Raw genomic sequence first — 11,895 nt, forward strand, 5'->3', positions numbered from 1 at the left:
GCGCCGAGCGCCGCACCGAGGGGTATTCCGCCAAGTCTCATGGGATTCATGGGCCGGAACGTATCCACTGAGCCTGGCCGTGCGGTAGAGGGGCGTCAACTCCCTTATGAGCCAGTGGATTTCAAGCCACAATGAGGCATGGACATCGCACAGCAAGTGCCTCCCCTGTTCGATCCCGCCAGCGGTCAAGGTGTCCGGCAGTTCGCCGAGTTGGGCATCGCGCTGCTGCTGTCCTCGCTCATCGGCCTGGAGCGCGAGTTACAGCAGAAGAGCGCCGGGCTGCGCACCCACACCCTCGTCGGGGTGGGCAGCGCGCTGTTCATGGAGGTCTCGATCCACGGCTTCGGCGCCGTGGCCGAACTCGTCGGCGCCCGCCAGGACCCCTCGCGCGTGGCCGCCCAGATCGTCTCCGGCATCGGCTTCATCGGCGGCGGCCTGATCTTCGTGCGCCGCGACGCGGTGCGCGGCCTGACGACGGCGGCCACGATATGGCTGACCTGCGCGCTGGGCATGGCCTGCGGCGGCGGCCTGCCGCTGCTCGGCGTCGCGGCGACCCTGGTGCACTTCCTGGTGGTGCGCGGCTTCCCCGTGGTCACCCGGCGCATGGCCCTCGTACCCGGCGACCGGGTCGAGCTGCACCTGTCGTACCGCACCCGCAGGGGGCTGCTGGCGCGAATACTGGAGCTGTGCACGAAGCGCGGCTTCCGGGTCACGGACGTGCACATCGAGCCGGAGCAGCCGGCGGACGGCCGCGAGCGGGGCAGGGCCAAGGAGGCCGGGGTGGTGCTGAGCCTGGAGGGCAAGGGCCCGGCGTACCCGCTCGTGGAGGAGCTGACGTACTGGGACGGGATCATCGGGGTCGGGCTGCGGGCGCACCAGGACGCCGGGGACTAGCCCCCGGCGCCGGGGTGCCGCGGCCGCCCGCGGGGACGGCGCGGGCCGGGCGACCCGCGCGACCTGTGCCGACGGGCGGTTGTCAGTGGCGGGTGTCACGCTGGCTTCGCAAAGGACCCGCGAAGGGAGATCACTTCCATGATCACCACCGACTTTGTCCCCGGCTCCCCCTCCTGGCTCGACCTCGGCGCCCCCGACGTCCCGGCCGCGGCCGCCTTCTACGGCGCGGTGTTCGGCTGGGAGTTCCAGTCCCACGGCGAGGAGGCGGGTGACTACGGCGTCTTCCGGCTGGACGGCAAGTCCGTCGCCGGCATCGGCCCGCTCACCGAGGAGGGCGCCCGCTCGGCCTGGATGATCTATTTCGGGACCGCCGACGCGGACGCCACGGCCTCGGCCGTCGAGCGGGCGGGCGGCACGGTGCGGGTGCAGCCGATGGGCCCCGGCGAGGGCGAGGGCCGGATGGCCCAGTTCACCGACCCCCAGGGCGGCCAGTTCGCCGTCTTCCAGCCCGGCACCTACTCCGGCCTGGAGGCGGCCGACACCCCCGGCACCCTGTCCTGGACCGAGCTGTACACCACCGACGCGGCGGCGGCGCAGGAGTTCTACGGCGCGGTCTTCGGCTGGACCGCGGAGGACATGCCGCTCCCGGGCGGCGGAGGGACGTACACCCTGCTCACCCCGGAGGGCCGGGACAAGGAGCTGATGCACGGCGGCCTGATGCAGCTCCCCTCCGAGCACCTCGCCCTGAACGGCGGCCGCCCCTACTGGCACCCGGTCTTCGCCACCGCGGACTGCGACGCGACGGTCGCGAAGGTCGTCGAGGGCGGCGGCTCGGTACAGATGGGCCCGGAGGACGCGGAAGGCGTCGGCCGCCTGGCCGTCTGCCTGGACCCGGCGGGAGCCGACTTCGTGGTACTCCGCCCGGAACCGGAGGGCTCGGGCGGCTGAGGGCCGTGGACGGCGTCACCGGCGGGTGAGCGGGGCGGGTGGCGGACCGGGGCCGGTCGCCGCCGGGTCGGCGGGGGCGGCGGGGGCGGCTGGGCTCAGTGCCGGATCAGCCGGTCCGCCGACCATGCTGCGAAGGCGAGCAGGGCCGCCGTCAGTACCGCTGCCACGGCGGCCACATCGGCCACGGCCCCCGCGTCGAGCTGTGCCCGCCCCAGCACCTTGTGCAGGGCGATCCCCAGGCCGCCCACCGTCGCCAGCGGCCCCGCCGCGTACCAGCCTAGGAAGAGGATCACGCCGGGGTCGCCCATCGGCGTGCTGATGCCGGTGGCCATCAGGTGCGTGCGGGCCGGGCCGCGGCACGCCGCGAAGACCGCCGCCGCCGCGAACGGCACCGCGCACACCGGCATCAGCAGCAGCGCCCAGGGCGCCCCCGCCACCGCGAACGGCACCGCCGCGAGCAGCGCCATCAGGGCGCCCAGCACCGTCGGCACCACCGCGTGCTGGAGCATCAGCGTGCGGAAGCGGAAGGGGGACCAGGCCGCGCGGCGCACGTCGTCCGTCTCCAGCCGGGCCGGCTCGGCGAGCGCACCCACGCCGACGTAGCCGAGCAGCAGCGCGGCGACGAGGCCGATCACGCGCTCCGGTCCGCCGAACTGCAGCCCCAGGGCGGCCGTCGCCGTGGCGCACACCATCCACATCAGGGCCTTCGCCGGGCGTGCGGGCGCCCTCAGCAGGGACAGCAGGTCCCGCCACACCACCACGAGGTACTTGCTGCGCGGACGCGGCAGCCGGACCCGGCGGGCGCCGCCGGTGCCCGTGGCGTCCATCAGGGCCAGCTTGGCGGCCCGCAGCTCCACCGAGTACATCACCGAGGAGACCGTCTGGGCGGTCGCCGCACGCCGCCGCAGCTGGGTCGTGGGCACGCGCCCGGCGTCCCGGTGCCCCTGCACCAGGCCCGCGGCCGCCAGCAGCACCAGCAGGGCCACCGCGGCGGGCCAGGCGGGCGCGTGCCCGCCGGTCACGGAGACGACGGGCTGGGCGGCCCAGCCCCACGGCCCGGACCACAGCTCCACCTGCTCCAGCACCGCGCTCCGGTGCCCGTACGCCGCGCCCGCGACCTGCCCCGCGAGCAGCATCAGCACGAGGACGGCCAGGGGCGTGAACCGGCGTACGAGGCGAGCGAGCCGGGCCCGGTGCTCCACCGCCATGCCGACCGCCACGGCCAGCAGCGGCAGGCACACCGCGGCCGGCAGGAGCGCGAGCAGCGCGGTGACGAGCGGGGCCAGGTCCATCACGCGCAGGACCACGGCCGCGGCGACCGCCGCCGGCAGCGCCGGGACGACCGCGACCGCGGCCGACAGCCGGAACCACGGGCGCAGGACGGCCGCACGGCGCACGGGCTGTGCGAGCAGCCAGCCGACCGAAGGGGCGGGGACGACGACGGGGCCGCGCCACAGCGCGTCGCGCGCCGCGAGCAGGGCCAGGGCGGCGGTCAGGAGGGTGAACAGGGCGGGCAGCGTGTCCTGGACACGCTCGCCGAGGCCGCCGTAGTCCGCTCCCAGCCGGGCCCGCTGCAGGAAGTGGACGGCGTAGGCGCTGCCGTAGCCCGCGACGATGAGCACGACCGAGTAGAGGAAGACGGCGAGGTCGCGGCCCTTCTGCCGGCGGTGGGCCTTGCGCTTCTCGCGCAGCCAGGCCAGCGTCTCCGCGGTGCGGTCGTCGTCCTCCTCGGTCCAGGTGGGCTCGTCGACGTCGGTGGCGGTGGCAGTGACAGTGGCGGTGGCGGTGTCTGCGCCGGCGTCCGCGGCCGGGGCCCCGCCCGGCGCCTCCCCGCTCATCCGCGCAGCCCCAGCCCGGCCAGGACCTCCGCCGGCGGGCCCTCGGCGATCACCCGGCCGTCCTCCAGGGCGATCATCCGGTCCGCGACGGACTCCGCCAGGTCGGCCTGGTGGGTCGCCAGCAGGACGGCCACCCCGTCGCGCTTCTCGCCGTTCAGCAGTTCCGCGAGGCGGACCCGGGCGTCCGGGTCGAGCCGCTGCTCGGGCTCGTCCAGGATGAGCAGGTCGCGGGGGCGGACGAGCGCCGCGGCCAGCAGCAGGGACTGGAGCTGGCCGGAGGAGAGCGAGCCGGGCAGGGCCCGCGCGTGGTCGGACAGCCGGCGGTCGGCGAGCACGTGGTCGATCCAGGCGCCGGCGTCCTCCACGGCGTGGGCGACGGTGACGAGTTCGAGGTGCTCGCGCACGGTCAGGTCCGGGTAGGTGGCCACGGTGTCGCCCACGACCGCCACCCTGGCCCGTACCTCCGGGTCGTCCTCGGAAATCCTGCGGCCCGCGAACCGCGCGGTGCCGGCGGTGGGCTCGTCCCGGCCGGCGGCTATGCGCAGGAGCGTGGACTTGCCCGATCCGTTGTGGCCGAAGAGGGCGGTGCAGGTCCCCGGCTCCAGGTCGAGGTCGAGCGGGTGCAGGGCCTTCCTCTCCCCGTAGGTGCGGCTGACTCCGCGCAGCCGCAGGAGCGGGGCGGGGCCGCCGCCGCCCTGCGGGGCCTTCGAGCCGGACATCAGAGCCTCCGTACGCTGGTGATCACTCACCCCGACCTTAGTGAGCGGGAGGTGTCCGCGGAGCCCCGCCCCGGCCCGCCGCCGGGTGCGCGACGATGGCCGTCATGTACCCAGCCTCCGACTTCCCGTCCGAGCCGGGCCCGCGGTCCGGCACACCCGGCGCCTTCGGCCGCTCCGGCGGCACCGGCCGCCCCACCGGTCCCGCCCGGCCCCGCACGCCCGGCACTCCCGGCGCCTGGGACGCCTTCGGCCCCCTGGGCTTCCAGCTCGTCCTGCTGCGGCGGATGGCCGACCACCAGCCCGGCCTGGTCGAGGACGCCCTGCGCGAGCTCGGCGTCGACCGGAGCAGGATGCGGAAGACCAACCGCCGCTGGCAGGCCGCGCTGCGGGCCCCGGGGCGGCGCGGGGCGCCCCCGCACTACCGCTCGGTGCTCGGCCCGCCCGAGGCCACCGGTGAGCGGCACGTGGGCGAGCTGACGTTCGAGGCGGCGACATGGCGAGTGCCGCTCTGGCCGGACCTGCGGTTCGAGGTGCTGACGGCGCCCGGCGGGGCCGTCTGGAACGAGTGGCTGGTCCGCGCCCCGGGAGCGCCCGCACCCGGACTGCGGACGGTGGAGGACCTGAAACCCTGGTCGTGCACGGTGGACGAGGTGGCGCGCGCCTTCGCCCCCGCCCGCCCGATGGAGGGCACGGGCCCGGCACTCTGGCGGCTCGCCTTCACGGCGCCGGACGCCTCCGGGGAGCGGGCCGAGTACACGGCCGAATTCATGTGGGGGCTGCTGCAGCGGTTCGTCTGAGCGCCCGGGGCCACCACCGGGCGGGGGTGCGTCTCCTCCTTCCGGGGGAGGCAGGACTGGCCGTTCACCCGAAGCGGGGGCGCCGCGGCCGTCCCTAGCGTGAGCAGCGTTCCCTCCCCCACGCCCGGATGGATGCCCGATGCCCCGTACACCCCGTGCACCTCGTACGCCGTGTGCACCCCGTACGCGCCGTGCCCGCCTTCCCGTCCTCGCGCGCGCCCTCGCGGCCCTGCTGCTGCCCGCCGTGCTCGCCTCGGCCCTGCTCACCGGCTGCTCGTCGGGCACGGAGGCCAGCACGGCCGCCAGCGGCACCCCGGCCTCGGCGGAGGAGCCCGCCCGCGTCTCGATCCCGTCCATCGGCGTGGACAGCGCCCTGCTGCGCCTCGGCAAGAACGGCGACGGCACCGTGCAGGTGCCGCCGCCGGAGAAGGGCATGACGGCCGGCTGGTACACCGGCGGCGCGACGCCCGGCGAGCCCGGCGCCGCCGTCCTCATCGGCCACAACGACACCCGCGACGGCAAGGCCGTCTTCCACGACCTGGGGAAGGTGGACAAGGGGACCGTCGTCGACGTCCGGCGGGGCGACGGCAAGGTGCTGCACTTCTCCGTCACCGGGAAGGAGACGGCCGACAAGTCCGCCTTCCCGACGCAGAAGGTCTACGGGGAGACGAAGGAGCGGGTGCTGCGCCTGGTCACCTGCGCGGGGAGCCTGGACGCGGACGGGCACCCGGTGCAGAACCTTATCGTCTACGCGGCCCTGACGTCGTGAGTGTGACGACGCCGGGGGCCGCGGAGCGCGAAAGGGCAGGCGTCAGGCCAGCTCGGCCGTCAGCGTGATCGTCGTGCCCGTGAGGGCCTGGCTGACGGGGCAGTTCTTCTTGGCGCCCTCGGCGGCCTCCTGGAAGGCCGCCGCGTCCAGACCCGGCACCTCGCCGCGGACGGTGAGGTGGATGCCGGTGATGCCCTCGCCCGGCTGGAACGTGACGTCGGCCTTGGTCTCCAGGCGGGTGGGCGGGTTGCCCGCGCCCGTCAGGCCGTGCGAGAGGGCCATGGAGAAGCAGCTGGAGTGCGCGGCCGCGATGAGCTCCTCGGGGCTGGTCTTGCCATTGGCCTGCTCGGCGCGCGACGGCCACGACACCGGCTGGGAGCCGATGCCGGACGAGTCGAAGGTGACGGTGCCGCTGCCCTTGAGCAGCTCACCTTCCCAGACGGTGTGCGCGGTGCGGGTGGTGGCCACGAATACATCCCTCCACTGGAATTCGGTCGTACGAAGGCGGTCGTACGGGGACCGGGGCGTCACCGGCCCTTCCGGTCCGCCCCGATCATCGGTGCACGGTGGCCGTGGCCCCGGTTCCGACACGCTCCGCCGGTCGTCCAACGGATCACGCCGACGGCTGGTTCCAGGCCACGAGCGCGGGGCGGCCGTGTTCGGCGCCGATCCGGCTGAGGGTGGCCGTGTCGAGGCGGAAGAGCGCGCCCGCGGCCGGCGGCAGGCCGAGCCTACGGGCGGTGAGCACGCGCAGGAAGTGGCCGTGCGCCACCAGCACCACGTCGCCCTCGCCCCCGCGGTCCCCGTCCAGCCAGGGCGCGATGCGCGCGAGGACGCGGTCGGCACGGGCACCGACCTCCGCGGGCGTCTCCCCCGGGTGCTCCGGCGGCCCGGGGACGACGCCGTCTTCCCACAGGTACCAGCCGGGGCGGGTGCGGTGGATCTCCGCGGTCGTCACGCCCTCGTAGCCGCCGTAGTCCCACTCGTGGAGGCCGGGGTCGGTCTCGGCGCCTTCCAGCCCGGCGAGCTCGGCCGTGCGCAGGGCCCGCTTCATGGGGCTCACCAGCACCTTCGCGACCGTACGGCCCGCGAGCAGCGGCCGCAGGGCCTCCGCCTGCCGCTCGCCGCGCCCGGTCAGGGCCACGTCCGTGAAGCCGGTGTGCCGGCCGTCGCGGCTCCACTCGGTCTCGCCGTGACGGACCAGCAGCAGCTCACTCACCGGCGGACTGTCCCTCGCCCTGCGCCGCCCGCCCGGCCTTGGCCTGCTCCTCGGCGACGGAGGCGCGCACCTCGTCCATGTCGAGCGCGCGGGCCTGGCGGATGACGTCCTCCAGGGCGGCCTCCGGCAGGGCGCCCGGCTGGGCGTAGACCGCGATGTTGTCCCGCACGATCATCAGCGTGGGGATCGACCGGATCTCGAACGCCGCCGCGAGCTCGGGCTGGGCCTCGGTGTCGACCTTGGCGAAGACGAGGTCGCCGTGGCGCTCCGCGGCCCCCTCGTACACCGGCGCGAACTGCCGGCAGGGGCCGCACCACGACGCCCAGAAGTCGATGAGGACGAATCCGCTGCCGGAGACGATCTCGTCGAAGTTGTCCTTGGTGAGCTCCACCGTGCTGCTGCTCATGCGTCGCTACCTGCTTCCGCTGTGGCGTCGGGTGACCGTCGGACCGGCCCAGCAGCGCCAACAGGATGAAGCCGGACCGTATTCCGACGCATACCCGTGCCCGGGCGGGGCAGACGGACGGCGTGGCCGAAGACGTGCGCCGCCCGGCCCCCGACAGCACGAAGCCCCGCCGGGTCGTTCCTGTCCGGAACCGGGCGGGGCATCGAAAACGCTGGTCGCATCGTTTCTGCACCAACGTCACGCGTGTGGGGCGGGTGGGACTCGAACCCACGGCCGACGGATTATGAGTCCGCTGCTCTAACCGGCTGAGCTACCGCCCCGTTCACGGCGCGTCGCGCACATCTGTGCGCGCCGTCTGCCGCAGCATAGCCGCTCATACGATCTGCTGCCCCTGAGGGGGCGTATTGCGTGACCTACCTGACCATGAGGACTTCGATCACGGCGGGGCGGTTCCCTCCGGAAGGGTCCGGATACGAAAAAGGACCCCCGCAGGGGTCCTCGATCGCTTGCTCCTCCGACTGGACTCGAACCAGTAACCTGCCGGTTAACAGCCGGCTGCTCTGCCAATTGAGCTACAGAGGATCGCGCTCCCCCGACTGGACTCGAACCAGTAACCTGCCGGTTAACAGCCGGCTGCTCTGCCAATTGAGCTACAGGGGATTGCTGCGTTTGCCGCGAATGCGGTGCTGCCCGGGCGTCCGGGCGGCGTGCGCTCGCTGCGAGACATACATTAGCGCAAGCAGGGGGGTGCTCCGCCAATCGGTTCCCCGGGAGTGACCTTCGCACCCGGCGGGTAGGCGGCGACCACAGCGTCCGAGGGAAGGGTGGAGCGGGATGCGCTACCGGCTGACGTTCATGATCGGGGCAGCCGTCGGGTACGTACTGGGCGCACGGGCCGGCCGCGAGCGGTACGAGCAGCTGCGCAAGGGCGCCCGGCAGATCGCCCAGAACCCCGCGGTCCGCAATACGGTGGAGTCCGCCGCCCAGAACGGCAGGGCCATGAGCTCCCGGGCCTTCGCGAAGGTGGGCGACCGGCTGCCGGATTCGGTGAGCGAGCGGGTGCGGTCGCTGCGCGAGCGGGGACAGGGCGGCGTCGAGGACGACTGGGGCACCAGTAACACCTGACCGGGCCGTGAGCCCCTGACCCGGCCGCCGTCCGGCCGGGTCAACACCCGACCGGCGCACGGAGCATGCCCCGGTGTTTGGCATCATCTCGGCATGGGCATAGTCGCGGGCTTGGACAGTTCCACCGAGAGCACACGGATCGTCGTCTGCGATACGGACACGGGGGCCGTGCTCCGCCAGGGGTACGCCCCCCATCCGCCGACCGACGGCGACCCCCAGGCATGGCTGATCTCCCTCGGCGAAGCCGCCGCCGGAGGCCTCCTGGAGGGCGTGCAGGCCATCGGGGTCTCCGCGCAGCAGAACGGGCTGCTCGCGCTGGACGCCGGCGGCGTCCTCGTCCGGCCCGCCATGCTCGGCAACGACAAGCGCATGCAGCCCTCCGCGGCCGACCTGACCGACGCGCTGGGCGGCCGCGCCGCCTGGGCCCAGGCCGTCGGCTCGGTGCCGCAGCCCGGCCAGATGGTCGCCAAGCTCCGCTGGCTCGCCCGCAACGAGCCCGAGTCCGCCCAGCGCATCGCCGCCCTGCTCCAGCCGCACGACTGGCTCGTGTGGCAGCTCCTCGGCCGCCCGCTGCGGCGCACCACCGACCGCGGCGACGCCTCCGGCACCGGCCTGTGGTCCGCCGCGACCGCCTCCTGGCGGCCGGACCTGGTGGAGCTGGCCCTGGGCCGCCCGGCCGTGCTCCCGGACGTGCTCGCGCCCGCCGAGCCCGCCGGGCACACCCCCGAGGGCCTGCTGATCTCCGCCGGCACCGGCGAGACGATGGCGGCCGCCTTCGGGCTGGGCGTGGGGCCGGGCGACGCCGTGATCTCCCTGGGCGCCTCGGGCTCGGTCTTTGCCGTGCACCACGAGGCGCTGGTGGACCCCTCCGGGACGATCACCTCCTACGCCGACGCGACCGGCATGCACCTGCCCGTGGTGCACACCCTCAACGCCGTGCGCGTGCTGCGCGGCACGGCGGAGCTGCTGGGCACGGACCTGGCGGGCCTGTCGGAGCTGGCGCTGCAGTCGAGCCCGGGCTCGTACGGGCTGGTGATGCTGCCGTACCTGGAGGGCGAGCGGACCCCGCACCTGCCGCACACCGCGGGCACGCTGGCGGGGCTGCGCCGCGAGAGCATGAAGCCGGAGCACCTGGCGCGGGCCGCGTTCGAGGGCATGCTGTGCGGGCTCACGGACGCGCTGGACGTGCTGCGGGGGCGCGGGGTGCAGGTGCGCCGGGTGTTCCTGCTGGGGGCCGCGGCGGAGCTGCCCGCCGTGCAGGCCGCCGCTCCCGCGCTGTTCGGCACGCAGGTCGTCGTGCCCCAGCCTGCGGACTACGCGGCGCTGGGCGCCGCCCGGCAGGCCGCCTGGGCGCTGGGCGTCCAGCAGGGCGCGCTGGCCCCCCACGAGCCGCCCCTGTGGCCCGCGGCGGCCAGCCAGGTGTTCGAGCCGGGCGAGGACCTGCCGGTGGGTCAGGCGGTGCGGCAGCAGTACGCGGCCGTGCGCGAGCAGACCCATCCGGGGGCGTTCGACGCCGCCGGCTGACCGGCGCTCCCCCGGTCAGTCGAGGTAGCCGCGCAGCTGGTCGGCGAAGGCGTGGTCGCGCAGCTTGTTGAGGGTCTTGGACTCGATCTGGCGGATGCGCTCGCGGGTCACGCCGAAGATGCGGCCGATCTCCTCCAGGGTGCGGGGACGGCCGTCGACCAGCCCGTAGCGCAGCTGCACCACCTTGCGCTCGCGCTCCCCGAGCGTCGACAGGACCGCCTCCAGGTGCTCGCGCAGCAGCAGGAAGGCCGCCGACTCGACGGGGGAGGCCGCGTCGCCGTCCTCGATCAGGTCGCCGAGGGCGACGTCGTCCTCCTCGCCGACGGGCGCGTGCAGGGAGACGGGCTCCTGCGCCAGCCGCAGGACCTCGCTGACCCGCTCCTGGGTCAGGTCGAGGTGGGCGGCCACCTCGTCGGCCGTGGGCTCGTAGCCGCGCTCCTGCAGCATGCGGCGCTGGACGCGGACGACGCGGTTGATGAGCTCCACGACGTGCACCGGGACGCGGATCGTGCGGGCCTGGTCGGCGAGGGCGCGCGACATGGCCTGGCGGATCCACCACGTGGCGTACGTGGAGAACTTGTAGCCGCGGGCGTAGTCGAACTTCTCGACCGCCCTGATCAGGCCCAGGTTGCCTTCCTGGACCAGGTCGAGCATGGTCAGGCCGCGGCCGATGTAGCGCTTGGCGACCGAGACGACGAGGCGCAGGTTCGCCTCGATCAGGCGCCGTTTGGCCATCCGGCCCAGCACGACGAGGCGGTCGAGGTCCAGGGCGAGCTGGGAGTCCAGGTCCGGGGCGCCGGCGAGCTTCTCCTCCGCGAACAGCCCGGCCTCCACACAGCGGGCGAGCTCGACCTCCTCGGCGGCGGACAGCAGCGGGATGCGGCCGATCTCGCGCAGGTACTGCCGGAAGAGGTCGGAGGACGGGCCGCCGCCGGTGTCGGTGCGGGCGGAATCCGGCTGCCCGGCGCGCGCGGCCCGGGGGGACGCGGTCTCGGTCTCGGCCTCGGTCTCGGTCTCCTCGGCCTCGGTCTCCTCGGCCTCGTGCGGGCCGCCGGCCGGCGCGGGGCTCCCCGCCGGATCCGGCAGGGGCGGCCCGTCGGAGACGCTCTCGGCCTGGGGCGCGGCGGGCTGCCGGGGGACGCCCTGGGCCGGGGCGGCCGCGGGCCGTGACGGGAGCCTGGTCGGTGTCCGGGTCTGCACGGGGGCGACCTCCAAGGTGATCGCTGCCGGTTTCGGGGCGGCATGCGCCGGAGGGGCGGCAGCGGCCTGGCCGCCGGCCGTCCCGGGGATCAGGAGCGGCTTCGCGAAAGGTTCCGAGTTCCGGGTCCGAGCGGCCGGGCCTGCCGCGTCCGAGGACTCAGGCACCGCCCACCAGTGTGGGGTACGACGCGGGCCCGCCACGAGGGGCGTGCGGGCACTTTCTGAGTCCGTCCCGTGACCGGCGGTTACGATCTCCGCCGCGGCGACCGGGTGAAGGGCCCGGCCCTTCGATTCCGCCGCGGTCGGGTACCTGAACCTCCGGCCCCGGAGCCCCGCCCCTTCGAGTCCGCCGCGGCGGCGCTCAGCCACCGCGAGCCTGTCCGGCGGTGGCGAGCCGCCCGGAAGCCCGTCCGGCACCGCCGGTCACGCAGTGGGGGTTGCTCGCCGCGGCGGCGG

12 protein-coding genes and 3 tRNA genes are annotated in these 11,895 nt (G+C 74.7%); 6 read left to right on the plus strand and 9 right to left on the minus strand.

Annotated elements, in window-relative coordinates:
- The first annotated feature begins 138 nt into the window (after positions 1–138).
- Positions 139–894, plus strand: coding sequence for an MgtC/SapB family protein (locus V7793_RS24565; RefSeq protein ID WP_336009999.1), 756 nt, complete (start codon positions 139–141; stop codon positions 892–894).
- Positions 895–1,032: 138 nt separating this feature from the next.
- Positions 1,033–1,842, plus strand: a complete 810-nt coding sequence (locus tag V7793_RS24570) for a VOC family protein (RefSeq protein ID WP_336010001.1) — start codon at positions 1,033–1,035, stop codon at positions 1,840–1,842.
- 95 nt (positions 1,843–1,937) lie between these two features.
- On the opposite strand, the gene V7793_RS24575 is transcribed toward V7793_RS24570, so the two are convergent.
- Together V7793_RS24575 and V7793_RS24580 are read right to left on the minus strand one after the other, a co-directional pair.
- A complete protein-coding gene (locus V7793_RS24575) occupies positions 1,938–3,680 on the minus strand; it encodes a hypothetical protein (RefSeq protein ID WP_336010003.1) in 1,743 nt (580 codons plus the stop codon).
- Entirely contained in the window at positions 3,677–4,399 is a 723-nt protein-coding gene (locus V7793_RS24580) for an ABC transporter ATP-binding protein (protein WP_336010005.1), read from the minus strand. Before V7793_RS24580 ends, V7793_RS24575 begins: the two co-directional genes overlap by 4 nt.
- A 95-nt stretch (positions 4,400–4,494) precedes the next feature.
- On the opposite strand from V7793_RS24580, the gene V7793_RS24585 reads away from it, so the two are divergent.
- Positions 4,495–5,196: a hypothetical protein gene (locus V7793_RS24585; protein ID WP_336010007.1), complete on the plus strand. Its 702-nt coding sequence runs from the start codon at positions 4,495–4,497 to the stop codon at positions 5,194–5,196.
- Between the two features lie 139 nt (positions 5,197–5,335).
- Positions 5,336–5,965, plus strand: a complete 630-nt coding sequence (locus V7793_RS24590) for a class F sortase (protein ID WP_336010009.1) — start codon at positions 5,336–5,338, stop codon at positions 5,963–5,965.
- A gap of 42 nt (positions 5,966–6,007) precedes the next feature.
- On the opposite strand, the gene V7793_RS24595 is transcribed toward V7793_RS24590, so the two are convergent.
- The 6 genes from V7793_RS24595 to V7793_RS24620 all read right to left on the minus strand — a co-directional run bounded on the left by V7793_RS24595 (position 6,008) and on the right by V7793_RS24620 (position 8,250).
- Entirely contained in the window at positions 6,008–6,433 is a 426-nt protein-coding gene (locus tag V7793_RS24595; RefSeq protein WP_168095959.1) for an OsmC family peroxiredoxin, read from the minus strand.
- Positions 6,434–6,578: 145 nt separating this feature from the next.
- The gene (locus V7793_RS24600) at positions 6,579–7,184 is read right to left on the minus strand and encodes a histidine phosphatase family protein (RefSeq protein ID WP_336010013.1); all 606 of its coding nucleotides are present in this window, start codon (positions 7,182–7,184) and stop codon (positions 6,579–6,581) included.
- Positions 7,177–7,590 (minus strand): thioredoxin, encoded by a 414-nt coding sequence (gene trxA, locus V7793_RS24605; protein ID WP_058044559.1) that lies wholly within the window; start codon positions 7,588–7,590, stop codon positions 7,177–7,179. Before trxA ends, V7793_RS24600 begins: the two co-directional genes overlap by 8 nt.
- A 246-nt stretch (positions 7,591–7,836) precedes the next feature.
- Positions 7,837–7,910: transfer RNA gene (locus V7793_RS24610), tRNA-Ile, on the minus strand.
- Positions 7,911–8,099: 189 nt separating this feature from the next.
- A tRNA-Asn gene (locus V7793_RS24615) sits at positions 8,100–8,172 on the minus strand.
- Positions 8,173–8,177: 5 nt separating this feature from the next.
- Positions 8,178–8,250, minus strand: a tRNA-Asn gene (locus V7793_RS24620).
- Between the two features lie 174 nt (positions 8,251–8,424).
- On the opposite strand from V7793_RS24620, the gene V7793_RS24625 reads away from it, so the two are divergent.
- Positions 8,425–8,715 carry a YtxH domain-containing protein gene (locus V7793_RS24625; protein ID WP_336010016.1) on the plus strand — a complete coding sequence of 97 codons (291 nt, stop codon included), beginning with the start codon at positions 8,425–8,427 and terminating at the stop codon, positions 8,713–8,715.
- 93 nt (positions 8,716–8,808) lie between these two features.
- Complete coding sequence (locus tag V7793_RS24630; protein ID WP_336010018.1) at positions 8,809–10,239, plus strand: FGGY family carbohydrate kinase; 1,431 nt, start codon at positions 8,809–8,811, stop codon at positions 10,237–10,239.
- Between the two features lie 15 nt (positions 10,240–10,254).
- Here the strand turns inward: V7793_RS24630 and V7793_RS24635 are convergent, their stop codons facing one another.
- Positions 10,255–11,604 (minus strand): RNA polymerase sigma factor, encoded by a 1,350-nt coding sequence (locus tag V7793_RS24635; protein WP_336010021.1) that lies wholly within the window; start codon positions 11,602–11,604, stop codon positions 10,255–10,257.
- Positions 11,605–11,895: the final 291 nt, after the last annotated feature.

The organism is Streptomyces sp. KLMMK, assembly GCF_036961605.1.
In the GTDB taxonomy this organism is placed as follows: Bacteria; Actinomycetota; Actinomycetes; order Streptomycetales; family Streptomycetaceae; genus Streptomyces; species Streptomyces telluris.

Coding starts and splice junctions, on each gene's coding strand:
- V7793_RS24565 (WP_336009999.1), top strand. CDS start 139: ATGGACATCGCACAGCAAGTGCCTCCCCTGTTCGATCCCGCCAGCGGT.
- V7793_RS24570 (WP_336010001.1), top strand. CDS start 1,033: ATGATCACCACCGACTTTGTCCCCGGCTCCCCCTCCTGGCTCGACCTC.
- V7793_RS24575 (WP_336010003.1), bottom strand. CDS start 3,680: ATGAGCGGGGAGGCGCCGGGCGGGGCCCCGGCCGCGGACGCCGGCGCA.
- V7793_RS24580 (WP_336010005.1), bottom strand. CDS start 4,399: ATGTCCGGCTCGAAGGCCCCGCAGGGCGGCGGCGGCCCCGCCCCGCTC.
- V7793_RS24585 (WP_336010007.1), top strand. CDS start 4,495: ATGGCCGTCATGTACCCAGCCTCCGACTTCCCGTCCGAGCCGGGCCCG.
- V7793_RS24590 (WP_336010009.1), top strand. CDS start 5,336: ATGCCCCGTACACCCCGTGCACCTCGTACGCCGTGTGCACCCCGTACG.
- trxA (WP_058044559.1), bottom strand. CDS start 7,590: ATGAGCAGCAGCACGGTGGAGCTCACCAAGGACAACTTCGACGAGATC.
- V7793_RS24625 (WP_336010016.1), top strand. CDS start 8,425: ATGCGCTACCGGCTGACGTTCATGATCGGGGCAGCCGTCGGGTACGTA.
- V7793_RS24630 (WP_336010018.1), top strand. CDS start 8,809: ATGGGCATAGTCGCGGGCTTGGACAGTTCCACCGAGAGCACACGGATC.